Genomic DNA, 26,257 nt, shown 5'->3' on the forward strand with positions numbered 1-26,257 from the left:
ACGGCACATCTTGAAGCATAGCCTCTGTGGCAAAGCTGTGTGGGGCTACGTATGCTGTTAATGTCTGTTGAATCTGGCTTTTTTTACCGATTTCTTGTGATCCTAATCTATAGATTCTCACTCACTGATGTAAAACAAATTCTTTTAGGTGATTTGGAAACTCCTGTAACAAAGAGCGGAGTGACTCGTCATAAGGATAGTACGAATAAAAAAAGAGTTTATGTCATTATGGACGCCAGTAATCTGGTTAAGCATTATCATTCCTTTATTACTTGTAGCACAACTTACCACAAAGCAAACCCAACCTAAATACATAATATTCTTTTGCGGGTACTTTCTTATCGATTCGTATACCCGAATATTGGGGTATAAATGGATAAAACTCGACGCAATGGGCTTAACCGGAAATTGGAGCGGAATGTTGTTAAGTCTTGCTATTGCTCTGGTTTTTATCTTATATCATTCGAAAGCTATTAGAAAAGATATAGGTTTTACCACCGTATTCAACAAAAGGACGATTAAGCTTGGGATTCTGATTTTTCTGGGGTTTCTCGTTTTTGATTTTGTCTTTAAAATGATATTGTTCCCAAAGGGAGGGGCGTTTGATCTGGAGCAGTTTGTATTTCAAGCTACCTTACCGGGGTTGACGGAGGAAATCGTTTACAGAGGGATTCTTTTATGGTTGTTGAGTAAAGCCTTTGTTCCCACGAAACAAGTGAAAGGTATATTTTTTGGCTGGGGATTTATAATCGTAACCTTTCTGTTCGCAATGATTCATGGTGTCGTATTAACGGAAGCTATGGAGTTTAAAGTAGATTCTATTACGATTGTCTACATTACCCTAATTACATCCCTGAGTTTGGGGATTCTGAGAAAATTCACGGGAAACTTGATTTTACCAACTGTAGGACATAATATGGTTAATTTGATGAATTTTTGTATTCGGTTACTCTAGTCCTAATTTTTAAAATGCCTGCTAAATCATCACAATCCGTTCATTATAGTCAACCAATACGGTACTTGGAAGCGATTTTAAATTAACCTGAGTGGTATTCAAGCTGGTATGCCCTAGTATCTCCGATATTGCTTGCAACGGCACATCCTGAAGCATAGCCTGTGTGGGGCTAGGTATGCTGATGAGCAAAGGTCTTTGGGGGTATACTTTATCAGATTAAACCCTGTCAAGATATAAATTCAAATTTTTGATTTAGCGTCTGGTGGTACTTTTCTTTTGCCAAAAGTGTTTTCAACCAAAATTATCCACAAGAGGTTAAGTTTGGCAAATACGAGAACAATTCTTAGCTGCGTGACTGTATATATTTGGCTGTATTAACTACAACTATGCCGAATAAGATTAAAAAAGTACTATTACTAATTGTATGTTCTGTTATAACGATTTCTTCTTTTTCACAAGAAGAGATTCAAGAACGTACGTATAATTATACGTTAAGTTCAGTGGAAGGTCATAACGGAATGTATGACTGGAAAATGAAAAAAGCCGATGAATTGCCTACGCGTTCTGAAGCTATTTCAACACTTGAAGTAAGCACAAAAGATTGGATGCCGGCTATAGTTCCGGGAACCGTTTTAAATTCTCTTGTCTACAACGATGTATATCCTGAACCTTACTATGGGTTGAATAATAAACTGGAGTCTCAACGCATTCCGGATTTATACCATGCCGGCAGGGATTTTTACACCTATTGGTTTCGAACCGAATTTAATGCTGATGAAAGCTTGTTTAAAAACCAAAAGGTTTGGATGCAGGTTGATGGTATTAACTATCGAGCTGAAATATGGTTAAACGGAAAGATGGTAGGCAATCTCTCGGGCATGTTTTTGCAAAAGCAACTTGAGATTACTGATTATTTGGTTTATGATCAGCAAAATGTACTTGCTGTAAAGGTTTATCCCGTGGATTCTCCGGGAACCATCAAGCCTAAAGGCGGAAAATCTTTCGGAGCTGAAGGAGAATTCCAAAACGGAGGGAATGGTGAGATAGGTAGAAATGTAACACAGTTAATGACTGTAGGTTGGGATTTTACCTTTCTGGATGGCATCAGGGATAGAAATACCGGTGTATGGAAAGACATCAAGATTTTCACAACCGGTAAAACCATTTTAAATCATCCTTTTGTAAAATCAGAACTGGCAAAACCTAATTACGATAGCTCCAAGCAGACGATTTCAGTAGAGGTGGCTTACCCTAATTATCTTCCCCAAAACAAGCGACAAAAAGTTAAAATTATCGGAGCGATCAAAGGGGAGAATATCCATTTTGAAAAAGAGGTAGCTCTCTATAGGGAAGAAGTAAAGGAGGTAGTATTTACCCCGGAAGAGTTTCCGCAACTAATCATAGCTAATCCCCGCTTGTGGTGGCCCGTAAATAAAGGAAAACAAGAATTATATGATTTGGTCTTAAAGACCGAAATCGATGGAGTAGTGACCGATTCTATTTTTACACGCTTTGGCATACGGGAAATTACCTCAACTACAGACACTCCAGACCAATCCAGGACTTTCCATGTTAACGGCAAACCTATGTTTATTAGAGGAACGAATTGGTTGCCTGAAAATATGCTGCGTACCTCAAAGGAGCGGACTTATGCTCAATTAAGATACTCCGCACAGTCTGGGATAAACCTCATTCGCTTTTGGGGAGGTGGCATTACTGAATCTGATTATTTTTTCCAGTTGTGTGATGAACTGGGTATACTGGTTTGGCAGGAGTTCTGGATGACAGGTGATACCCAACATCCGCAAGATGTGGGATTATACCTGTCTAATGTTACGTCAACGGTAAAAAGGATACGCAACCATCCCAGCCTTGCTTATTATGTGTCGTCTAATGAAAGCACACAAATGCCCCATATCGAATCGCTGCTGAATTATTTAGATGGTAGCAGAGGGTATCAAATGCAATCTGAAACTGATGGAATTCATGATGGAAGCCCTTATAAGCAGGTAAATATTATGAATCATTATGAAAATACCGCCTCAGAACGAGGAAGCCGTATTGATGGGTTCAATCCGGAATATGGAGCGCCTTGCCTTCCAACAGTAGAGTGTCTTCGAGAGATGATGGATGAAGAAGACCTTTGGCCCATTAACAAAGAAGTTTGGGATTATTTAGATGGTAATGGGTTTCACTTAATGACCTCCATGTATACAGATATGACCAATGAATACGGTGTATCTGGCAGCATTGATGAATTTGCCATGAAGGCTCAGTTTGTAGGAGCTATGAATTATAAGAGCATTTGGGAGGTCTGGAACTATAATAAATTGAATTATGGTGATCGATATGCTTCAGGTTTTCTGTACTGGTATCATAATTCTCCTATTCGGCAGGTATGTGGGCGTATGTGGGATTGGTCCTTAGAACCTACAGCGGCATTATACACCGCGCAAAATGCTTGTGAGCCGTTGCACCCCCAGTTTGATTATTTAAAAAACACCGTGTCAGTAGTTAATGACTACTACCAGTCTTTTGAAAATTATAGGGTGACAGCAGATGTGTATGATTTAAATATGAATAAACTATTTACCAAATCTGTAACAATAGATTTACCGGAGGCTGCTGTGGCAAATGATATTTTTAAAATTGAATTTCCGGCTAAAACAACTTCCATTCAATTTATTAAACTCAGGTTGTTTGATGCTCATAATAATCAGGTAGGAAGTAATTTTTATTGGCGATCAAGCAATACTTATAAAGGTCGAAATACACTTACCGGGCCCGCTACAGCTGGATTTCAGGATATCAATAAACTGGATCAAACCACAATAGATGTGAACTATACCACTTCGGTAGAATCCGGCAAACATTTCATCACTCTCGATTTAAAAAACACGGGAAAGACCCTTTCCTTTTTCACACAAATACAATGGTTGGATGACAAAGGGAGACCCGTAAGACCCTCTTTTTATTCCGATAATTTTATGAGTTTACTGCCAGGAGAGTCCCAATCTGTAACTATAGAAACAGCTGTTGCTAATCTTTCTGAAGCATCATACTCCCTGGTTGTAAAGGGAATTAATATCAGCACCAAAAAATTTAAGATAAAACCCTGTGCAGATTGCTTTTGATAAAATCAAACTAAGAATACAAGTACATGAAAAAGCAGATCATTTCTATTAGTGTTTCAATACTATTCTTACTCAGTGTTTCATGTACCACAATGAAACCAACTAAAGAGGAGAAAAGTGATCGTATACCCGCTTGGGCACTGGGTGAATTTGTTCGGCCTGATATAGATCATCCGGTCATTTCACCGGATCCTGCCAGTGCGTTTTATTGCCCTATGAATCAGGCTGAAGTTAAATGGGAAGAAAGTGAGACCTTCAATCCAGGGGCCATCACACATAATGGTAAAATAGTCGTTCTCTATCGGGCAGAAGATAATTCAGGGCAAGGGATCGGTAAACGTACTTCGCGTATAGGATATGCCGAAAGCAGTGATGGCATCAGTATGGAAAGAAGGGGAGAGCCGGTGCTTTTTCCTGCTAATGATGCTTATGCAGATTTAGAGTGGCGCGGAGGCTGTGAAGACCCCAGGGTTACCATGACTGAAGACGGTTTGTACGTGATGCTCTACACCGCCTGGAACCGTAAATTGGCCCGTTTAGCAGTGGCTACTTCAAGGGATCTCATTCATTGGGAAAAGCATGGTCTAGCATTTGAAAAGGCTTACAACGGGCGGTTTAAAAATCTGTTCTGTAAATCAGCCTCTATGTTAACAGCCATTAAGGATGACAAAATACGTATTCAAAAACTCAACGGCCAATACTTCATGTACTGGGGAGAACATGCAATCTACGCGGCTACATCGAAGGATCTGATCAACTGGGAGCCTGTATTAGATGATAATGAGGAGCTCAAGGTAATAGCGAAACCCCGTAAAGGCTTTTTTGACAGCATCTTTACAGAATGCGGCCCCCCTGCCTTGATGACTGATAACGGAATTGTTTTACTGTATAATGGTAAGAATGCACGAACTGATGGTAACGGGGATCCTAACTATCCTTCGGGCGCTTATTGCTCCGGTCAACTATTGATGGATGCCCGTGATCCCCTCAAAGTATTGGACCGTTTAGATAAACCGTTTTTCTATCCGGAAGCACCTTACGAAAAAAGCGGACAATATGCCCAGGGTACCGTATTCATTCAGGGCTTGGCTTATTTAAATAATACCCTGTATCTCTATTACGGTTGTGCCGATTCTAAAGTTGGGGTCGCTATGTGCAGCTATAGGAATAAGTAAAAACTAATTGAATTGAAACAGATAATCAACCTTATAATCATCTTAATCGTTTGCACGCACACTATGTTTGCATACGAGTATGATGTTGTTATTGTAGGCGGAACACCTGCTGGAATAACCGCAGCCATTGCAGCAGCCCGGGAAGGCAAACACTGTCTTATTTTAGAACGAACGGGACATATAGGAGGGCTTCCGGTAAATGGTCTGGGGGCAACTGATATCGCAACAAGAGATGCCACTACCGGTTTGTTTAAGCAATTTGTTAGCTTGAATAAAGAGTACTATAAAGCTCAATTTGGTATGGACTCCCCACAGGTAAAACAAAGTAGTGATGGCTACCATTTTGAGCCGCATGTGGCCGCTGCATCATTTGATAAAATGATAGGGATGGCCGGGCCGGGAAAGATAGAGGTTTTAGTATTCAGACAATTTGATTCTGCACCTAAATATGTAAACAAAGAAGGGAATACCATTCAATCCATTCGAATACTCAACAGGCAAACCGGACACGAGGAGTATTATAGTGCTCAAGTATTTATTGATGCAACTTATGAAGGGGATCTTGGAGCTGCTGCTGGTGTCCCGTATCGGTTAGGGAGAGAAGGAATAGATGAATTTGACGAACCTTGTGCGGGTAAAATTTACCGTTGGTGGAAACATGGACCTGATGAAGAGGGAACTACCTATCAAGGTGATAATGCCATACAGGCATATAATTACCGTTTATGCCTGACCAACAATCCTAATAATCGTTTGCCAGTGGTTAAACCAGAAGCTTATGACCGGGAAGAATTCGTGTCATTAATTGAAGATGTGCTTACCGGGCAAAACACCGATATCCGTTTCAGTCCGGTAGATAGTGCCCAAATACAGGCAAATAGAAGAAAAATTCTTGCAGGAGAGAAAACTGCCATTCCCGGAGACCCCTGGGGTATTTGGAAACTTTGCAGCATGACCTCCTTACCAAACAGAAAGGTAGATGCCAATAATCAGCACCTTGCCTTGCTATCTACAGATCTTCCCGAAGAAAATTGGCCTTGGCCCACATCGGGATGGGCATGGCGTGATCAATATGCTAAGCGACTTAAGTCATATACGTTAGGGTTATTGTGGTTTGCTCAAAATGATAAAGTCCTTCCTGAACATTTTCGGGAGGCATGTAAATCGTGGGGCTTTGCTAAAGATGAGTATCAGGATAATCATGGATTTCCACGTCAGGTTTATGTGCGCGAAGGCAGGCGCCTTGAAGGAATGCACCTCTTTACCGCCCATGATGCGCTACCTTTAGAGAAAGGAGGTCGACCACCTGTTTACAGTACCTCTGTCACTGCCAGTCATTATGCGCTCGATTCGCACGGGGTACGTAAGCGAGAGCCAGAGCGTGTGCATCTGGATGGGTTTTTTAGTCATCCATCAGCTCCTTATACCGTTCCTTATGGGGTGATGGTACCCAAGTTGATAAACAACTTGCTTTTTCCTGTTGCGGTATCTGGGAGTCACGTGGGTTTTTCAACCTTACGTATGGAACCCTGTTGGATGGCTCTGGGTGAAGCAGCAGGTATTGCAGCAGCTTTGACCATAAATAATGAGGTGAGCGTAAGGGAAATCCCCATTAATCTGCTCCAGGAAACGCTCCTCAATAACGGGGCTACATTAATTTATTTTAATGATCTCAAGGCTACAGATGTTGAGTTTAAAGAGATCCAGAAATTAGCTCTTCTTGGATTTTTTCCAGAATGGGAGGCCTCACTTGATGAAGATCTCGATATCAATACAGGGCATTTGTGGAATAAGCTAACACACAAAAACATACCGTATAACGGAAAAGCTAAAAGGGAATTAATTAAAACACTTCTAACAGAGTGGAGCCAAATTGAAAACTAAATATGATTACTAAACTTAAATTCAAATGTATGATTTCAAAAACAAAGTATTGTTTGCTTATGTTTCTCTGTATGTTTATGTGCGTTTCTGTAAAGGCGCAAACGGGAGATAAAGATATATCGGGTGTTGTTGTTGACGCAAACAACATGCCTTTGATGGGAGTAACTATTGCAATAAAGAACACTAATAAAGGTACCGTAACTGATTTTGACGGAGCCTTTAGTTTATCGGTTCCCGAAGATGCAACTCTTCTAGTTTCTTATGTGGGCTTCGCTACAAAGGAGGTTGAGGTAACTGAAAATGCTACCTATACGATAACGTTGGAGGAAGATTCATTTGATTTAAATGAAGTTGTCGTGGTAGGATATGGATCTATGAGAAAAAAAGATCTTACAGGAGCTATCACGCAGATTCGTCCTGATGATATAGCCAATGAAAATCCAAATACGGTTCAGGATATTTTAAGAGGAACTCCCGGTGTCCAGGTGGGTTTTAGCAATTCAGCAAAAGGAGGAGGAAGTATACAGATTCGAGGTCAACGCTCTGTTTATACTGCAGGAAATCATAACAGTCCATTACTGGTTCTTGATGGGATGATTTTTTATGGAGAGTTATCTGAAATTAATCCAGATGATATAGGGCAAATTGATATTCTAAAAGATGCTTCTGCGGCAGCTGTTTATGGAGCTAAAGCAGCTAACGGAGTTATTATTATCACCACTAAGAAAGGGAAAAAGGGCAAGCCCAAAATCAATTTGAGTATGAATACCGGAGTTTCACAGGTAGCAGCCCTACGGGATAGATGGGGGCCTGATGATTATTTGCGTCATCGTCAGGACTGGTTTGAAACGGCCACCTATGGGGTTAATTACCTGACTGAAGGTTATGAGAGGTATCAAGTAGGTCAGATGGCTTCTAAACCGGCATATTATACAAATCCAAATAACCTTCCGGGCGATGTTGCTGTAGAAGACTGGCGGGCCTATACTCAAAATGCTGGGGATGAGTCCGATTTAAGTATCTGGGCTCAAAGACTGGGCATCACCGGGAACGCCCTCGAGAATTTATTAGCAGGAAAAACAGTTGACTGGAAAGATCATGCTTTTAGAGCAGGCTTCAATCAGGATTATAATGTAAGTGTAAGTGGAGCCGGGGATAATGCAGATTACTATTTCTCTATGGGTTATTTAAGTAATGAAGGCGTTGTAAGAACCGATAATTACAGTGCGATACGAAGTAATTTAAAAGTGAACTTAGATGTTACAGACTGGTTACAGATTGGGGCTAATGTGAATTTTCAGGACAGATCTGATGATAATATTGGTTTGAATGTAGGGTCTACCTTAAACAATAGTCCATTTGCTGATTATGCTGATGAAAATGGTAACCCGGTTCAATATCCTTTTGATGATAGCTACAGCAGAAGAGGGTATAACTTTGATTTTGAAAGAAAATATGCCCAACAGGAAAGTGGTTATACTACGCTTAATAGCATTTTCAATGTTAAGGTCAAATTACCTCTCGATATTACGTATACATTTAATGCTTCACCTCGATATCAGTTCTATTATAATCGAAAGTTTACTTCAGCAGACTTACCTTTTTCAAACCCCAAAGACCGTGGTGTAGACAGGAACCAGGCAAAGCGTTTCAACTGGTCGTTGAACAATACAATAGAATGGAATCATATTTTTAACAAAAAACACCATTTCATTTTAACACTCGTGCAAGAAGCAGAAGAGCTTCAGTATTGGAGTGATGATATCTATGCACGCAATATACAGCCTTCTGATGCTTTGGGCTTTCATAATACACAAAACGGTACCAAAGAAGATAGTTCGTTCTCTTCTTCCGATAGTTACCAGACAGCAGACGCACTATTGGCACGCTTATTTTATTCTTTTGATAATCGTTATTTGATTACCGGATCTATACGTAGAGATGGTTATTCTGCTTTTGGATCATCTAATCCACACGCCATTTTTCCTTCTGTGTCTCTGGCATGGACATTTACCAATGAAAAGTTTTATAACTGGAATCGTATTATGGATTATGGGAAATTACGCCTTTCGTATGGTAAAAACGGAAACCGTTCATTAAGCAGTCCGTATTTGGCATTAGCAAATTTATCTTCCGGTGCTGGTAAAATGCAAGGATATCTAAACGGTAGCGGGGACGAAGAGCTTTATCGTTATTTAATTGTTGACCGTATGGCAAATCCTGGCTTGCAATGGGAAAAGACAGCTTCATGGAATGTTGGTCTCGATTTTGGCTTTTTGGATGGCCGCATAGGAGGTAGCCTGGATTTGTATTATGCAGAAACTCAAGATATGATTATGGCACAGCGCCTACCTGAGTTTACCGGATTCTCTGATATTACAACAAACTTAGGACAGGTTAATAACTCTGGTATTGAATTCACACTGAATACAAGAAATATTGATAAAGAAAACTTTCAATGGAATACTACTGTAGGCTTTTTCTATAATAAAAATGAAATCAAGCACCTGTATTACGAATATGAAAATGGGGTAGAAGTAGATGACGTGAGTAACGGTTGGTTTATTGGAGAACCTATTAGCGCAATCTGGGATTATAAAGTAACCGGTATCTGGCAAAAAGATGAAGTGGAAGCAGCAGCGGAGTTCGGACAAAAACCGGGAGATCCTAAAGTTGCCAATATTTATACTGAAGATGATATCATAAACAGCGACGGTTCTGTAACACCGGTATATAACGATAACGATAAAGTAATCCTGGGTCAGTCTGCGCCACCTATTAACTGGTCGTTACGCAATGATTTTACATTCTGGAAAAATCTGACAGTCTCCTTTAATATGTATTCCTATATGGGACATAAAAGTTTAAATAACGAATATTTAAATGATGATGATCACGGTTCTAATATGTCTTTAGGTTTTATAAATCTTCCTGAAAAAGAATATTGGACAGTCGATAACCCTTCAAACACTTACGGACGGATTGGAGCAGTAGGTCCCACTGGTGCTCAAGCACCTGGAAGACTTATTGATCGTTCGTTTATTCGTCTCGAAAATATCACTGTAGGATATTCATTCCCAAAAAAGATGATATCAAAATATAGTTTAGATCGGCTTAAAGTTTACGCCGCTGTACGTAATGTGGCAACCTGGGAGAAAGAATGGGAATATGGAGACCCCGAAACCGGATCATTTGCACCCCGCATTGGAACTTTAGGATTGAATATTACTTTTTAAAACTTAATTAAAATAAGATATAGAGTATGAAAAATAGAATAAAAAAAACAAAATATGCAGTAGTGCTGTTGGCCTTAGTGGGCTTTCTGGTAGTGCTTAACGGGTGTTCTGATGATTTCCTGGAACCCGATCCCGTATCTATCTATGAACCGGGCCAAACCTTTTCGACAGAGTCAGGATTAAGATCCCTATTAGCTTTTTGTGATCGCCATTTAAAACTGTTCTACACTTCAGGAGATAATAATGCAATAAACCCAATTGGAACGGAGTATATTTTCTCTGATTTGATGGTTCCTGGAGCACATAATTATGAAACGATGCTACACAATATGGCAGAGGGTCTTACACCTACTAGTGTTGGCATTGGTAGCGGAAGATTATTTACATCTTTACAACAAAACCATAGTATATGGCATTTTTGGCATGAGAGTTATTATACCATAATGCAGGCCAATACCATCATTCAATATGTAGATGATATAGAGTCTCTGGATGAGGAAACCCGAAATGCTTACAAAGGAAGGGCCTATTTTCATCGTGCTTTCCGTTACTATAATTTGGTATTTCAGTTTGGAGATGTACCCTTGTTAACTAAGGTTACCGAAGTTCCTAAGCAGAATTACAGGAGTACTGAGCGGGAAGAGATATTGGAGATGTTGATTCAGGATATGGAAAAGGCTGTTGAATGGGTTCCAAACCAGTCTGAAATGGCCTTGGTGGGTATGGTTAATAAAGGAGCTTGCCGCATGTTGCTGTCTAAATTATATTTGGCGATGGGTGAGTATGGCTTAGCTGAAGATCAACTCGACGTGTTGATTGATGGCTCCCAATATGCATTGATTAGAGGGGATAGTTTTGGTTCGTTTAATGATGGAGGTGAGCCAGAGGCCTGGCCAATTGAGCGTAATGTAATTTGGGACATGCACCGGGCAGAAAACAAATTAATTCCTTCAAATAGTGAGGTAATATTGGGAATTGTAAATCGGGGATCAGATACCGAAGGTTTTGTTCCTATGCATACTATGCGTATCTATTACCCATTTTATTTTGAAAATACCACAAGCGCCCCCAAAACCAAAGATGGTAAGCAGGCGTTGTTAAATCTATCCAGAACTAATGGAGACTATGTTGAGGAGTATGATTATTTACGGGCTTTAGGTCGTGGTATAGGGACATTTCGCCCTACGTATTATCAAACCCATACACTGTGGAAAGTTAATGGCATAATGGATGCTACTGACTTACGTCACAGCTCTGAAACTGGAAACTGGGTGCGTATGGAAAATCTTAAGGTTAATAACAAAGCATCCGCTCAGTATGGGCAACCGCTAACCTTACGTGATGATTCTGGAAATCTACTATGTACAGATACCATTAGACGCTGGTATGATGTGCCGCATTACAAATTTTTTCTTAATGATCCCATAAATGAAGCTCAATTGAACAGCACGAGTTATAATGGTGCGACCAACGGAGGTAATGCCGATTGGTATTTGTACCGTTTGGCAGAGGCCTATCTGTTACGTGCAGAGGCTAAATTTTATCAGGGTAATCTGGGTGGCGCAGCATCAGATGTGAATGAAATTCGTATGCGGGCACAATGTACCGAGCTTTATCAAGGTTCGGTTACCATAGGCGATATTATGGATGAACGCGCTCGTGAATTATACATGGAAGAATGGCGTAATGTTGAATTAACCCGGGTATCATTGTGTCTTGCCCGTAGCGGTATGCCAGACGAGTGGGGCAATACCTATAGTCTGGATAATTTTGATAAACAACAGGGAACAGATCCTAATGGGGGTAGCTATTGGTATCAGCGGGTTACTAGATGTGGTAAAATTTATAATGGAGAACCCATTAGTGTAGAAGGTGGAAAAATAAACCCGATAAATTATACTATGGATAAGAAAAATATTTACTGGCCTATTTTTAATCAATCTATTACCGCTAACAGAAAGGGTAATCTGGCACAAAATTATGGCTATGACGGTTATAACCCTGCTACTCCTAAATGGAATACGTGGGAGGAAGCCATTGCAGATGAAGATAAAATAGAGTAGATAGAAAATTATAATACTATATAAAATAGACTGGCCATTCAGAGATGTGGCCAGTCTATTTTGTAACTAATCTAAAAATAAATGAATAAATTAAAGAACTCACTGAGATTACTTGTTCTAATAACTATATCTACATTCGTCATATCTTGTGGAAATAGGAAGAATAATAAGAACGATAGCGGAGTAACCTACTCAAATCCATTAGATGTCAAATATGGCGACCCTTTTATACTTAAAGCCTCTGATGGTAAATACTATATGTACGGAACCGATGGCAGCGCTCCGGGCTTTAAGGTTTATGAGTCTCAGGACTTGGCAGCGTGGAAATATGTAAAAATGGCTTATGAGGGTGGTAAAGAAGACTCTTGGACTAAAGATAGTTATTGGGCACCTGAAGTTTATGAACGCAAGGGTAAATATTATATGTTTTTTAGTGCTAATTGGAAATACAATCCCAATAATGAAGAAGAAGTATTTAGGATAGGTGTTGCAGTATCTAATACTCCTACCGGCCCTTTTAAAGATTTGGGAGATCGCCCCATATTTGATCCCGGCTACCCCATTATAGATGCAAATGTTTTATTTGACGACGTTCATAATAAAACCTATTTGTATTATTCCAGATGTTGTTACAAACACCCTGTTGAGAGCGAGATTGCCGATTGGGCAAAAGACAAAGGCTGGTATGATGAAATTGAAGAAAGTTGGGTTTATGGTGTTGAAATGGCTTCTGATTTTTCGGGTGTTATTGGCGAACCCGAACTACTGTTACGTCCTCCGCTTAAAATGAATAATGTTCAGGCAGAATGGGAAAGTCGTTCCGTAACGGCCAGAGAGACCAACCGCAGATGGACCGAAGGCTCCTATATTTTTGAACATCAGGATACCTATTATATGCTTTACTCTGCAAACTATTTTGGGGGGCAGTATTATGCCATGGGTTACGCGACATCCAAAAATCCATTGGGTCCATTTAAAAAGGCTGAGAATAACCCGATACTACAGAAAAACAATGACCAAGGAGGTGGCGTTACCGGTACCGGACATGGTATGGTACTCGATGTAGCAGATTCAAAAAAGTTGTGTGTATATCACGCTCGTACAGCAGAAACCGGAAATGATCGGGTTGTATTTATGGATGAGTTGGAGATTTTAGAAGATGGTACATTAGTGGTTCACGGTCCAAAAAGTGGTAATGTAGCTGTAAAATAAATAGAAAAATGAAATCAAAGAAATTCAAAAAGCCATTCTTAATTCTAAAGAATGGCTTTTTGAATTAAGCGTAAAACCAAAAATCAAGGTTTATCTAATAAAGCATAGGCACACCATATCAAGGCTGCCTGTCCATGAAGATCGCCCACCCATCTGCGACGGTCTCTATAGTATTCATAAGAGTAGCCTATACCTGTTCCTTCACATACTTCGGTTATATCATTTTTGCTATCAAGATACGTAAGTAATGCTAACCAACCCTTACGTGCAACCGTTCCATATTTTTCTTCTTCAAGCCAACCTTTTTTCACTCCCGTAATCATTGCATATGTAAACATAGCGCTTCCGGAGCTCTCGGCCCACATGTCACTGGTATTGGGGTGATCTACCAGCTGTGACCACATCCCATCAGGACGTTGATATTTTGCCAATTCGCTCATCATTTTGAGGTAGGCATTCATAATTCTTGAACGGTCAGGATGATTTTCGGGGAGTAATTTAAGCACTTCTACCATACCTACAGCCATCCAGCCATTCCCTCTTGCCCAATAATACGGAGCAGAAGGAGCGTGATAAAACAAGCCATTATCCCGTTGTATTCGGTCAAGATAGAGTACCATTTCATCGGCTGTTCGCTCCCTGTATTTCTCATCTTTAGTAACCTGATAGGCCTGAGCTTGTAGTGCGGTAATCATAAACATATCATCAATCCATAGACGTGTTTGCCACGAGAACCCCTGGTCATGCCATTCTTTTTCTGTTGAGCTGGCGTTGTTGGGTAAAGTCCACTGCCGGTCTGCATACGTCATCCCCAAATCAAAATAGTTGGCTTCTTTCTTTCGCTGATATATCTGTAAAGGAATAGCTCCAAAAACATAGTAATCTACTTTGTTACTAGCCGTAGGTGTTAGCGTGGGTTGTAGATCTTTATCTGTTGTAAAAAGAGGGGCAAATTTGTTAACCACATCATTATACAACAAATCATCGTCTACAGCATCTGCAAACCACAATGCGCCGAGCCAGGCGCAGGCATCTGGGTAAGTGACGTGGTCTGCAGTATAATTAGAGTATATGTTTCCCCAAAAAGAATAGTCAACATTTATAAATCTTTGGGTCAACTTTTTGCCTACTTCTACAGGTCCCTGACCTTTACGGAAATCAATTAGATTGTAACTGGTAGTATCTTTCTCTTCTACGATGGGGGTGTCATCATCAGTAGCTATGGGTTCATCTGTTGAATCACTGCCGCAAGCACCCAATAGCAATAATAAGTGCAAAACGATAATTATCGAGGCTAATAATTTTATAGTTTTCATGGGGTCAGCTTATCGTTACTTGCTTAACGCGTATGAACACCAGATCAGGGCTGCCTGACCGTGAAGGTCTCCGGTTAATTTTTTACGGTTGAGGTAATAATCATAATCATTCTTAGTTCCTGTACCTTCACAAACATTCCGCAGATTATAATCCTCGTCCAGGTAGGTCAACAATGCAGACCATCCTTTACGTGCTGCCGCCCCATACACTTTTTTGTCAAGCCACCCGTTTTTAACACCGGTAATCATGGCATAAGTAAACATCCCCGTACATGATGTTTCTTTCCAAGAATTAGGATCGTCTATTAACTGGTGCCACATCCCGTCATAACTTTGATAGCGCAGCAACGTCTGCATCATGCTTTTATATGCTGTTTCTATTTTTTCTCGGTTAGGATTGTCTTTAGGCATTAGACGTAGCATCTCGGTCATTCCAACCGCCATCCAGCCATTACCCCGCCCCCAAAAAAACGGAGCATCTGGTGCGTGATAGAAAAGACCATTGGGGCGTTGTATATTATCTAAGTACAGCACCATTTCATCGACAGCCCGATTTATGTATTTCTCATCACCTGTAACCAGATAAGCTTGGGCTTGTACGGCAGTAATCATGAACATATCGTCAATCCAAAGACGTGTTTGCCAGGAATGCCCCTGGTCATGCCATTTTTTTTCATCTCCCCTGGGAGTGTCAGGAAGTATCCATTGTTTATCTGCATAAGCTAACCCCAGATCCAAATATTTCTTATCTTTTTCTTTCTTATATATCTCTAAAGGAACAGCGCCAAAAACATACCAATCCACTACATTATGAGGTTTAGGACGAAATTCGGGTAGCATATCCTTTTGTGTGTTAAAGAGGGGATCAAACCGATCTACTAATTGGTCATATAAAACTTCATTATCAGTAGCTTTTGTGAACCATAGACCTCCCAACCAGGCACATACATCTGGATAGGTGACAAATGGGGCTTCGTTTTTTGAGTTGATGCGTCCCCAGTCAGAGAAAGGTGTCTCAAGTAAATGCTCAACAAGTTTAGCACCTATTTCTTCCGGCTGACTACCTTTAGGAAATTTATTCAAATCTGAACTTTGAGAGTGAGCACTGAAAACAACCGTGACGAAAAATAAAATGTTTAGAATAAGAGGACGAATTTTCATTTTTAGGAATATAATGTGTTTAATAGTATTGATTAATAGGTTTCTAGCGACTTTCTCCAGAGGGTAAGGCTATGGGCTCTTCCCATCCTACGGGTCTGCCAAAATAGGGAGTACCGTCTTGCTCATCCCATGTAAATCTCTGAAGAAAGGTATACCGGTTAGACCATCCACTTTCATTGAAAGCTTTAACGTGGTAAGCAATCCAATCTTCAGTACCGTCGGGTGACTTGGTAAAACTGCAATGTCCTACTCCATTTACTCCGCTGGTAGGGTTTACGGTTTCATCATTACGGAAGAAGACTTCGTTGGCCGATTTTGTCCAGTTGGAAGCAACAAGAGGATCAGATAGAGTATCACTAAGTTGTAAATAACCTAGTCTGTATTGTTTTGTCCAGGACCCGTTAGTGGAGTACACGACAAAGAATTTTCCTTTCTCCTTATTTTTAAGAAATGCAGGTCCTTCATTTACTTTCCCGGAAAAAAGTTCCCAGGGTTTATCTGGTTTTGATATGGCAACTCGAGAAGATGATATCGTATAGGGGTTGTCCATTTTTGCTATATAGAGCCATTGGTCCCCGCTATCTTCCGGGTTTCCAGACCATACAGCATATAACTGGTTGTTTAATTTAAAAACACCTAAATCAATAGCATAATTGGTGTTTTCGGTGGTAGCTATAATTCCTGGCTCATAATTATCTCCTGTATAAAGCATTCCTAAATCTTCCCATTCACCCTGCGGGTCATTAGTTTTAGACCTTAGAACCCCACTGCGTTGCTTGGTATAGGAACCGTTAGATTCACTGGTAGGCCTGCCAGCGGCATAGTAAATGTACCATTGCCCTTCAATGAAATGCAGCTCGGGTGCCCAAATATTGGTAGGGTTCCATACTTTATTGTCATTAGAATCAGTAGGGGCATCCCACACCTTACTGGTTAATGGGAAGCTGGTAAGTTTATCCGATTTAGCAATGTTGATACCATTACCCTGAGCTTTGCATATATAGTAACTGGTGCCATTTTTAATAATCCACGGGTCTGGGATGCCTGCAATAGGATTTGTGAAAGTAAGTTCAGTCTGAATAATTTCAAGTTCAACAGCAGGTAATCCGTTCGTAGTAAATTTTACTATGCCCGAACGCTCGTTCGTAGTATTATCACTATAACTAATCTTAACAGCCATTTCACCTTCTCCTTTGTTCTTATCAGGCGTCAACCAGTTGGCCTCTGATTCAACCGTCCAAGAAGTATTAGAAACCACATAGACGGTTATGTTTCCTGAAGAGTTGGTTATAGTTAGATTAGTATCGCTTAATCGCAGGCTGGGATCTGGGATGTTTTCTGATAGTTCGTCACCACCACACGATCCTACTGCTAGAGCTATCAAAAAAATAAAAAGGGAATGGACATTTTTCATAAGTACCTATTTAGTTTACGGGTATTAATTACCGTGATTTGTGCATGCTCATTTTATTCTCTAACGATTTCGAGTATAGTGTAAAGCACGAAAGACGAATATAGGTTGAACTCCTAAAAACCTATAATCTCGTTTTTGCCAAATGTGCTCTATCTAGTATAATTGTATTCAAGGACACTTTTGGCTATAAACGGTACGTTTTAGGGCTTTGAAAACATCCTATTAACCTATAATTCTTTATTTATTTGCGTATGGCTCAGTATAGACCTAAAATATCTATTGCTTTTGTGAAAGGCTTTAAGTTGATATTAGTAGTTATTATTTCCATAGGTCAGTCATATGGAAATAACATACGAAATATCAACAGTAGGCATGGTTTGTCTAATAGTGCGGTGACCTGTCTGTTTCAAGATAGTGAGCGGTACTTATGGATGGGGACTTATGACGGTCTCAATAAGTATAATGGTATTGATATAAAAGTATATAAACCAAGTATTAATAATACTCATAGTCTTTCTGGCAATATTGTGAAATCTATAATAGAGTCAAAAGATGGGTATTTATGGGTATTAACCAAATCTGGCTTAGATCGATATTCAAAGAAAAGCGACCGGGTGGAAGCTCATTTTTCAGACTTTGGCGTAAACAGCTTGATGGCCATCGACGGCGATGGAACATTTTATGTAATGACTCAAGAGGGTAAGCTGTATTGGTTTGATTTAGAAGAGGAGGTATTTAATGAAATAAGGCTTCCAGATACGAAACAATATAAAAATTGCGAAAATTTTATTATTGATTCACATAATAACATCTGGATTTCTAATAATGGGATTATCAAAAAATTTGCTATTGGCTATTCTCAAAATTCAAAACCTCTTTTGACCCCAATGGATGATTTTAGACATGACCAAGCCATTTCTGACACATTCTATGATGCCGCTGAAGAGCGTGTCATTTTCATTGATGAAAAAAGAGATCTATATGTTGTTAGGCCAGGTGGTGTGGAGTATATCAAGAATATTTCATCTTTAATTGCTCAATATGGAGGTATAACATCTATTCTATATGATGGTAACGATATATTAATAGCATTTAGGGTAAGCGGATTAATCAAGCTGATCCATAAAAATGGTTATCAGGTAGAAAAAATGCTTATGAACTGCGGTGTTTTTTCATTATTGATAGATAAAACACAAGATATAATATGGGTGGGGACAGATGGACATGGGGTCTACGCTTATATAAATGAGGAGTTTGTATTTAATGGGATTAATTTTAATGAGTTACCCATAAATATACAGAGACCCGTACGTGCTATTTATACCGATAGTAATGATGACTTATGGCTGGGTACTAAAGGAAATGGTATTGTAAGGATAGAAGATTATGAGAAAGGTATAGGAGCAGACAATAGATCAAATACTGAACACATTACAACTGCTGAGGGTTTAAGCGGCAATGCTGTTTACGCGTTTGAAATGAGTACAAAAAACAATTTGCTATGGATCGGCTCAAATGGCCCCCAACTTGACTATTATTCTTATAAAGACCGAAAAATCCACCGCCTTATAAACAAGACTTCCACTCGGTTTGTTGACGTACACAGTTTACTTGAAACATCTGATTCTACACTGTGGGTAGCCTCATATTATGATTTGCTAAGGGTTAAAATTCAAAAAAGAGGTAATGAATTAGAAGTTAGTGAAGTTAAGAAATATGAATTTGACAGGGCTAAAGGACATCAATACAATCAGGTATTTTCAATTAAACAGGAAAACGATTCTATTTTGTGGCTTGGAATGCGCGGTAGTGGAGCTTTACGGCTAAACTATAATACCGGTAATTATCGACTCGTGACTTTTGAAAAAAATGGAATTGCACCTATGAATGATATTTTGAGTGTATGTGTGGGCAGGGATGGCAGTAAATGGTTTGGGTCTAGTTATGGTCTCGTTGAAATAGAAAAAAATCATGAGAGTGTTTTTCAATATAACAATTACAATGAAAGCGATGGATTGCCAAACAATACTATACATGGAATACTTGAAAACACTGATGGTAAGCTATGGTTAAGTACAAATTCAGGTATTGTACTTTATAATCCAGAAGAACACGCTTTTAGAAATTTTGACCAAAGAACAGGCTTAAAAGTCATTGAGTTTAGTGATAATGCCTACTATGAAGATAAAGCGGCATCAACTTATTTCTTTGGAGGCATTGATGGTGTAGTTTGGGTAAAACACGGACAAAAACCTGAAAACGATTATGTGCCGCCTGTATATTTCACGAATCTTCGATTTTTTAATGAAGACCATAATATAAATGATTTTATGGTCGATGAAGATAATCAAGAACAGCTTCGGTTGAACTATAGTCAAAACTTCTTTACCGTTTCATTTGTAGTAAATGACTTTATCAATGGGAAGAATGGGAAATACTCTTATAAATTAGAAAATTTCAGTGAGACCTGGATGGATGCAAAGAACAGAGAAGCTCAATTTACAAATATACCTCCAGGAGACTATGTTTTAAAAGTTAAATATCAGGGCGGTGTTACCGGTCAAACCCAGAAAGCCAGTTTGCATATTTCTATATTACCGCCGTGGTATTTAAGTATCTATGCAAAAATTGCGTATGGCTTAGTGTTAATAAGCTTGTTATTTTTATTTGATTACTATAAAAGAAGTAAATACGAAGAAAAGCAGCGTAAGATAGCGCAGGTTTTAGATCAAAAGTACAAGGAAAAGGCCTATGAAAGTAAGCTTCGCTTTTTTACAAACATAACTCACGAGTTTTGTACTCCTCTAACTCTTATTAATACTCCTAGTGAACGAATCATAAGTTATGAAGGAAGTGATTCTTTCATAAAAAAACATGCTTTAACTATAAAAGCTAATGCAGCAAGGCTCAATAATTTAGTTCAGGAAATTATTGATTTTCGGCGTATTGAAACAGGCAATAGAGTTTATATAATAAAGAGTTGCAATATCAATACGATCTGCAATGAAATAGTAGAATCTTTTGCTGATTTGGCAGAGGAAAATAATGTAACACTAAGTTTGAACTTGGAGTCCGATATTATATGGAATCTGGATCAAAACAGTTTGACCAAAACCCTTACCAACCTCATTTCGAATGCTTTCAAATATACTCCTAAAAATGGTTTGATACGTGTAGAGGGGTTTACCGAGAAAAATCAGCTCATTTTGAAAGTCTATAATACAGGGAAGGGTATTGATTCTAAAGATATACCTTATATTTTTAATAGATACTCTGTCTTGGACAATGTTGATTCTAACTCAATTCAAGGCATTTCTTCTAGAAACGGTTTAGGACTTGCGATTTGTAAAAGTCTAGTAACTAAGCTTGGTGGTTCTATAGATGTAAAAAGTCAGATTGGGCAGTATGCTGAGTTTATAGTAAAGCTACCTGTAGCAAAACCATCTATAGTGACGGGAAAAGATACCTCAGTACAAGTGAGGGAACAAGTTGAAGTAAATGATTTGAAACACCAAGTTCCGCAATCGTTTGAGCAATCTGTTGATAGCACCCCTCTCAGAAAGCCTTCAGAACATATTAAGAACTCCTCCACTATACTCATCGTAGACGATAATAAAGAGGTTGTTGAAATATTACACGAGATCTTATCTGAGGGCTATAATATAGAGGTGGCTGAAAGTGGAAATGTAGCGTTTGAAAAATTAAAAAAAGAGACTCCTGATCTTGTTATTACAGATGTGATGATGCCAGATATGGATGGAATATCGTTCACAAAAAAAATAAAAGGTAATCCCCATATTAATCACATCCCTGTTATTATGCTCTCAGCAAAAACTGCACTTAATGATAAAATTGTCGGTATAGAATCTGGGGCTGATGCATACATAGCAAAGCCTTTTGATACACACTATTTAAAAAGTGTAGTGCAGCAATTGTTAGATAAAAATTTAAACCTCAAAAAGTATTATAACAGTGCAGTAAGCGGGTATGACTATCTCAATGGGCAGCTATTGGCTAGAGAAGATAAGGATTTTATTAGTTCAGCTGTGGAAATAATAGAGGACAATATCAGTAATGGTGATTTTAACCAAGATGACCTGGCTGCGAGTTTAAGAGTGAGTTTGAGAAGCCTGTATAGGAAATTTAAGGAGCTTGACCTTCCTTCCCCTAAAGATTTTATAAAAGAGCAACGTATAACCTATGCGGCTAAAATCATCTTAAAAACAAACCTCACCATTCAGGAAATCATGTACAATACAGGATTTACCACACGCTCCCATTTTTATAACGAATTCAAAAAAAGATATAAACAATCCCCCACAAAATATAGAAAAAGCGGAGGTGTCAAAACCCCCGAAAAAAAAGTGTAATCTAAAAACAATCAATTAAACTAAACTTTTAAGAATATTATGAAAACAATTAGACTCGAAAGAAAAAGGAATTTTCCAACATTTTTTTTATTCACGCTTATGTTTTGTGTATTAGCCTTTATGAGTTGTGATACAGAGGATGAGGGAAATTTTACAGAAGAAAATGAAGAGAATATCAGGGTTGATAATGTAGAATGGAAAAGTGACCTAAAAAGCGGATATGAGATCGCTATTGATGATAAATCATTGAATATCGCTAACAGAGTTACTATTTCTCCGGAAGATGCATCAAATCAGGAGCAAGCATTTTCGTCTTCCAATCAAAGTATTGCTACTGTTTCAGAGCAAGGACAGGTAACACCCTTGTCTTTGGGCACCACAACAATCACAGTGACTGTTGATGAAATGACCGATGAATTTACTTTAAAAGTGATGGCTCAAAAAGTAATAAATGTTTCTTCCATAACCGTGGAGGAAGCCAATATAGAATTGGAATTAAACGCTACTGTTAATTTAGCTTCTAAGTACAACATATTACCTGTTGATGCAACCAACAAAGAGGTTACCTACAGCTCTTCAGAGCCATCCATAGTATCTATTGATGATCAAGGGGTTATTGAAGGTCTTGAAAAAGGATCGACAACTATTACCGTAACCTCAGTAGATAACCCTGCTGCTAAAGGAGAATTTAATGTAACCGTAATTGAAGTTTCTTTTAAAGGGGATTATTCAAGAGAAGGATGGACATTAAAGTCTTCGCAGGATGTTTTTGACGAAGGAAGCAATTCACTAACTAGTCCATTAGACGATGATATTGATACCTGGTTTGGCTTAGTAAAACCCGGAAAGTCTTGGAAAGAAGTTTCTATCCCAGATAGCGAGGGCGTCTATTTTATTGTAGATATGAAAGAGGAAAAGACTGTTAATTACTTCAAAATACGCCATAGAAATGATAGTCAAATCTTCTTACGATACAGACTTATTGAAGAGGTTTACGGAAGCAATGATGGAGAGAATTTTACTCTTATAGCAAGTGATGTTTCTGTTACAGACTATGAGCTGCCGGAGCCTATGTCTCCTAATCTGTCAATACCAGAATCTACATACAGATATTTTAAATTCTATTGTAAAAAAGAGGCTTGTTTTGATCCTTCACGTGGATCTACTGCTCAAATGTCTGAGTTCTATTTGGGAGTTGAATAAGACTATTTAAAAACAGCTTAATGGGTCAATAAGATTCATTTATTACCTATGGATTCACAAAATGATGAATCTATAAATCTGTCTTTAATAAAATGGTCAGAACAAATGGGAGAATCTATTAAGTATCGTAATGCCTGTAATTACCGGATTGACGTTGAAGATGCTGATTACGTTTACGATTTGGTGTTATAGGCATTTCTTTACCTAATAGTGATACTTGGGTTCAACCTATTTCAACTCGGCAGCAGAATGTGCAGATGTTCTTATTAACGATTACAATTAGATCGCTAACCACAACAAAAAAAAACAGAAATGAATTCCAGAATTGTTTTAGGAGCATTGGCTCTAACTGCACTAGTAGCTTGTAAAGAGAAAGAAAATAAAAATGTAGTTGAAGAAATTATTGAAATAGAAGAAGTACAACCCGCTACTTACGCAGAGATATCTGTTAAAGAAGGAGGAAGCTGGAAGGAAGGTACCCGTGAATACATTGACGGAAGTTTTGTAAATGTTGAGGAGATGGAAGTTCCAGAGCAACACACAGATCACTCTTGGTATATTCGCTACGAAGGGCCGGGTTGGGAAAATAAGCAAACCGCATATCGCCTGTATTTAGACTGGAGAAACGCTATAGATATTTTTGGTAAAAAGGTAGATACTCTTGTTTTACCCTATGTAGGTACAGATGGTTTTGATTCTTATCATAATGATGCGCCTTGGGGACAAGATATTTTAAAGGCAGGTCAATCTATGGGTATAGGCGGCTATGGTCGCTTTACGGGAGATACCATCGCGCATTTTAATGAAGTCGAAAAAACACAGGTTAAGGTTGATAATTCTAACTCCAGTTCTAGTATAACAATAGATTATAAAGGTTGGAAGACCGGCGATGTAACAACAGATTTAGAATCTGTGATTCGTATTTTTCCTGAAGATCGGTTCTTAAAAGCCGAATTGACACCGAGTGTTTCTTTTGACGGTCTGGCTACAGGGATTGTGAAATTTGATGATGTTCCATTAATGCAAGAGACCAGTGAGACTGGAGAGTGGGCATATATCGCGACGTATGGAGTGCAAACTTTAGCAGGTGAAAATGATAAGCTGGGTATGGCTATTTTTTATAAAACAGATGAGGCAAAGGCTGTTGAAGGGCCACACGATCATTTGGTGGTATTTAACCCTTCAACAGAAAAACAGACTTATTACATTCATAGCGCCTGGGACCAAGAAAAAGATGGTATTAAATCTGAAGAAGCTTTTAAGCAAGATTTACAGGCTAAGTTGTCAGAGTTAGATAACAACGGCAAATTAGAATAAACTCTACCATATAGTACAGGATAAGTTTGAGAAAGGAGCTCTTTAATTTTGAGTACGATCCCTATTTGATATAAAATCTTTTCAGAAATTTTAAAATGTAAGTTTTACGTTTAAAAATAGGAATCGTAAGTTTGAGAAGTAACATTTTTAATTTTTATCCAAAAAACATATCAAAAATGACAAAGTCAGAATTTAGATACGCACATCATCCAGAAGATGTAAAAAGATATACAACCAGTGAATTACGAGAACATTTCTTGATTCCTGAGTTATTTGTTAAGAATGAGATCAACCTTACCTATACAATGTACGATCGCTATATCGCAGGTGGTGCATTTCCAGTAGATAAAGCGTTAAAGCTAGAAGCTATTGATGAGCTCAAAGCCGAAAACTTCTTAGATCGTCGTGAATTAGGTGTGATCAATGTGGGAGGAAAAGGTAAAGTGACCGTTGATGGAGAGACTTACGAACTAGGTCACCGTGAAGCAATCTATGTAGGTAGAGGAGCTAAAGATGTTACTTTTGAAGCAACTGAAGAGCAACCGTATTTTTATATAAATTCTGCTCCGGCTCACAAATCTTACCCTACTAAAAAGGTTACTAAAGCTGATGCAGAAGTAGTAGAGTTAGGAGATACAAAAACTTCTAACAAACGTGTGATCAATAAATTGCTCGTGAACAGTGTTGTTGAAACTTGCCAACTTCAAATGGGAATGACTGAGCTTCAGGAAGGTAATGTTTGGAATACAATGCCTCCACATACACACGAGCGCCGTATGGAAGTTTACTTCTATTTCGATCTGGAAGAAGGTCAGTCTATCAGTCACTTTATGGGGCAGCCACACGAGACCCGTCATATTTTTATGAAAAATCATCAAGCTGTAATTTCTCCGGAATGGTCTATTCACGCAGGAGCAGGGACTTCAAATTACACATTTATTTGGGGTATGGCCGGTGAGAATTTAGATTATGGTGATATGGATAAAGTAACTCCAGACGAATTAAAATAAGAATATATGAGTCTATTTAATTTAGAAGGAAAAACAGCATTAGTTACCGGTTGTAAGCGTGGTATTGGTTTCGCAATGGCAGAAGCTTTAGCAGAAGCCGGAGCTGATATTCTTGGGGTTTCAGCATCATTAGAAACCTCAGGGTCAGCTATACAAAAAGCAGTTGAAGCAACTGGTAAATCTTTTAAAGGGTATCAGTGTGATTTTTCAGATCGTAAATCACTTTATGCTTTTATTGAAAAAGTAAAGTCAGAAAATCCAACCATAGATATTCTAGTGAATAATGCAGGTACAATTTTACGTGCACCAGCAGCAGAGCACAGCGATGAATATTGGGATAAAGTGATTGAAGTTAACCAAAACGCTCAGTTTATTCTGAGTCGTGAGCTGGGGAAAGAGATGATTAAAAGAGGTAGTGGTAAAGTGATATTTACAGCATCTCTTTTAACATTCCAAGGAGGTATTACTGTTCCGGGATATGCAGCTTCTAAAGGAGCAATTGGGCAGTTGACTATGGCATTGTCTAACGAATGGGCCGGAAAAGGTGTGCAGGTAAATGCTATCGCTCCGGGTTATATAGCTACAGACAATACTGAAGCATTACGTGATGATCCTGATCGCAGTTCTTCTATTCTTGCCAGAATTCCGGCAGGTAGATGGGGGAAGCCAGAGGATTTTAAAGGACCAATTACTTTTTTAGCTTCTAAAGCTAGTGATTATATGAGTGGGACTGTTATGACCGTAGATGGCGGTTGGATGGGTAGATAATTTAAATCTACAAAGCATAAAAATAGAAAATAGTATTAG

Annotated in this window: 16 protein-coding genes; 13 read left to right on the forward strand and 3 right to left on the reverse strand. The window is 38.8% G+C overall.

Annotated features, from left to right (window positions below):
- Window positions 1-220 precede the first annotated feature (220 nt).
- The 7 genes from DSM02_RS02255 (at window position 221) to DSM02_RS02290 (ending at window position 13,659) form a co-directional block, all read left to right on the forward strand.
- Window positions 221-955, forward strand: a complete 735-nt coding sequence (locus tag DSM02_RS02255) for a CPBP family intramembrane glutamic endopeptidase (protein WP_128764117.1) — start codon at window positions 221-223, stop codon at window positions 953-955.
- A 386-nt stretch (window positions 956-1,341) separates the two neighbouring features.
- Window positions 1,342-4,089, forward strand: coding sequence for a glycoside hydrolase family 2 protein (locus DSM02_RS02265; RefSeq protein WP_205875056.1), 2,748 nt, complete (start codon window positions 1,342-1,344; stop codon window positions 4,087-4,089).
- A gap of 26 nt (window positions 4,090-4,115) precedes the next feature.
- Window positions 4,116-5,264: a glycoside hydrolase family 130 protein gene (locus tag DSM02_RS02270; RefSeq protein WP_128764118.1), complete on the forward strand. Its 1,149-nt coding sequence runs from the start codon at window positions 4,116-4,118 to the stop codon at window positions 5,262-5,264.
- Window positions 5,265-5,276: 12 nt separating this feature from the next.
- Complete coding sequence (locus DSM02_RS02275) at window positions 5,277-7,148, forward strand: FAD-dependent oxidoreductase (RefSeq protein WP_128764119.1); 1,872 nt, start codon at window positions 5,277-5,279, stop codon at window positions 7,146-7,148.
- A 29-nt stretch (window positions 7,149-7,177) separates the two neighbouring features.
- Window positions 7,178-10,384 carry a SusC/RagA family TonB-linked outer membrane protein gene (locus tag DSM02_RS02280; RefSeq protein WP_128764120.1) on the forward strand — a complete coding sequence of 1,069 codons (3,207 nt, stop codon included), beginning with the start codon at window positions 7,178-7,180 and terminating at the stop codon, window positions 10,382-10,384.
- A gap of 26 nt (window positions 10,385-10,410) precedes the next feature.
- Window positions 10,411-12,447: a RagB/SusD family nutrient uptake outer membrane protein gene (locus DSM02_RS02285; protein WP_128764121.1), complete on the forward strand. Its 2,037-nt coding sequence runs from the start codon at window positions 10,411-10,413 to the stop codon at window positions 12,445-12,447.
- 81 nt (window positions 12,448-12,528) lie between these two features.
- Window positions 12,529-13,659: a glycoside hydrolase family 43 protein gene (locus DSM02_RS02290; protein ID WP_128764122.1), complete on the forward strand. Its 1,131-nt coding sequence runs from the start codon at window positions 12,529-12,531 to the stop codon at window positions 13,657-13,659.
- An 83-nt stretch (window positions 13,660-13,742) separates the two neighbouring features.
- Here the strand turns inward: DSM02_RS02290 and DSM02_RS02295 are convergent, their stop codons facing one another.
- The 3 genes from DSM02_RS02295 to DSM02_RS02305 form a co-directional block, all read right to left on the reverse strand.
- Window positions 13,743-14,975, reverse strand: a complete 1,233-nt coding sequence (locus DSM02_RS02295) for a glycoside hydrolase family 88/105 protein (RefSeq protein WP_128764123.1) — start codon at window positions 14,973-14,975, stop codon at window positions 13,743-13,745.
- Between the two features lie 15 nt (window positions 14,976-14,990).
- On the reverse strand, window positions 14,991-16,058 hold the full coding sequence (locus DSM02_RS02300) for a glycoside hydrolase family 88/105 protein (RefSeq protein WP_205875060.1): 1,068 nt from the start codon (window positions 16,056-16,058) through the stop codon (window positions 14,991-14,993).
- A 121-nt stretch (window positions 16,059-16,179) separates the two neighbouring features.
- Window positions 16,180-17,550 (reverse strand): family 43 glycosylhydrolase, encoded by a 1,371-nt coding sequence (locus DSM02_RS02305; RefSeq protein ID WP_128764125.1) that lies wholly within the window; start codon window positions 17,548-17,550, stop codon window positions 16,180-16,182.
- Window positions 17,551-17,801: 251 nt separating this feature from the next.
- Between DSM02_RS02305 and DSM02_RS02310 the strand changes: the two genes are divergently transcribed.
- The 6 genes from DSM02_RS02310 (at window position 17,802) to DSM02_RS02330 (ending at window position 26,218) form a co-directional block, all read left to right on the forward strand.
- Complete coding sequence (locus DSM02_RS02310; protein WP_128764126.1) at window positions 17,802-21,920, forward strand: hybrid sensor histidine kinase/response regulator transcription factor; 4,119 nt, start codon at window positions 17,802-17,804, stop codon at window positions 21,918-21,920.
- Window positions 21,921-21,959: 39 nt separating this feature from the next.
- Window positions 21,960-23,123 carry an Ig-like domain-containing protein gene (locus DSM02_RS02315; RefSeq protein WP_128764127.1) on the forward strand — a complete coding sequence of 388 codons (1,164 nt, stop codon included), beginning with the start codon at window positions 21,960-21,962 and terminating at the stop codon, window positions 23,121-23,123.
- A 48-nt stretch (window positions 23,124-23,171) separates the two neighbouring features.
- Entirely contained in the window at window positions 23,172-23,315 is a 144-nt protein-coding gene (locus DSM02_RS20285) for a hypothetical protein (protein ID WP_164918210.1), read from the forward strand.
- Window positions 23,316-23,435: 120 nt separating this feature from the next.
- Entirely contained in the window at window positions 23,436-24,440 is a 1,005-nt protein-coding gene (locus tag DSM02_RS02320; RefSeq protein WP_128764128.1) for a DUF4861 family protein, read from the forward strand.
- A 176-nt stretch (window positions 24,441-24,616) separates the two neighbouring features.
- Window positions 24,617-25,450, forward strand: a complete 834-nt coding sequence (gene kduI, locus DSM02_RS02325) for a 5-dehydro-4-deoxy-D-glucuronate isomerase (RefSeq protein ID WP_128764129.1) — start codon at window positions 24,617-24,619, stop codon at window positions 25,448-25,450.
- A gap of 6 nt (window positions 25,451-25,456) precedes the next feature.
- Window positions 25,457-26,218, forward strand: coding sequence for an SDR family NAD(P)-dependent oxidoreductase (locus tag DSM02_RS02330; protein ID WP_128764130.1), 762 nt, complete (start codon window positions 25,457-25,459; stop codon window positions 26,216-26,218).
- The last annotated feature ends 39 nt before the right edge of the window (window positions 26,219-26,257 follow it).

It is taken from the genome of Leeuwenhoekiella polynyae, assembly GCF_004104075.1.
Classification (GTDB): domain Bacteria; phylum Bacteroidota; class Bacteroidia; order Flavobacteriales; family Flavobacteriaceae; genus Leeuwenhoekiella; species Leeuwenhoekiella polynyae.

Bases quoted from the DNA above. Each gene is read 5' to 3' on its own strand.
- DSM02_RS02290 (WP_128764122.1), top strand. From the start codon at position 12,529: ATGAATAAATTAAAGAACTCACTGAGATTACTTGTTCTAATAACTATA.
- DSM02_RS02305 (WP_128764125.1), bottom strand. From the start codon at position 17,550: ATGAAAAATGTCCATTCCCTTTTTATTTTTTTGATAGCTCTAGCAGTA.
- DSM02_RS02270 (WP_128764118.1), top strand. From the start codon at position 4,116: ATGAAAAAGCAGATCATTTCTATTAGTGTTTCAATACTATTCTTACTC.
- DSM02_RS02310 (WP_128764126.1), top strand. From the start codon at position 17,802: ATGGCTCAGTATAGACCTAAAATATCTATTGCTTTTGTGAAAGGCTTT.
- DSM02_RS02295 (WP_128764123.1), bottom strand. From the start codon at position 14,975: ATGAAAACTATAAAATTATTAGCCTCGATAATTATCGTTTTGCACTTA.
- DSM02_RS02285 (WP_128764121.1), top strand. From the start codon at position 10,411: ATGAAAAATAGAATAAAAAAAACAAAATATGCAGTAGTGCTGTTGGCC.
- DSM02_RS02320 (WP_128764128.1), top strand. From the start codon at position 23,436: ATGAATTCCAGAATTGTTTTAGGAGCATTGGCTCTAACTGCACTAGTA.
- kduI (WP_128764129.1), top strand. From the start codon at position 24,617: ATGACAAAGTCAGAATTTAGATACGCACATCATCCAGAAGATGTAAAA.
- DSM02_RS20285 (WP_164918210.1), top strand. From the start codon at position 23,172: ATGGATTCACAAAATGATGAATCTATAAATCTGTCTTTAATAAAATGG.
- DSM02_RS02255 (WP_128764117.1), top strand. From the start codon at position 221: ATGTCATTATGGACGCCAGTAATCTGGTTAAGCATTATCATTCCTTTA.
- DSM02_RS02330 (WP_128764130.1), top strand. From the start codon at position 25,457: ATGAGTCTATTTAATTTAGAAGGAAAAACAGCATTAGTTACCGGTTGT.
- DSM02_RS02280 (WP_128764120.1), top strand. From the start codon at position 7,178: ATGATTTCAAAAACAAAGTATTGTTTGCTTATGTTTCTCTGTATGTTT.
- DSM02_RS02315 (WP_128764127.1), top strand. From the start codon at position 21,960: ATGAAAACAATTAGACTCGAAAGAAAAAGGAATTTTCCAACATTTTTT.
- DSM02_RS02265 (WP_205875056.1), top strand. From the start codon at position 1,342: ATGCCGAATAAGATTAAAAAAGTACTATTACTAATTGTATGTTCTGTT.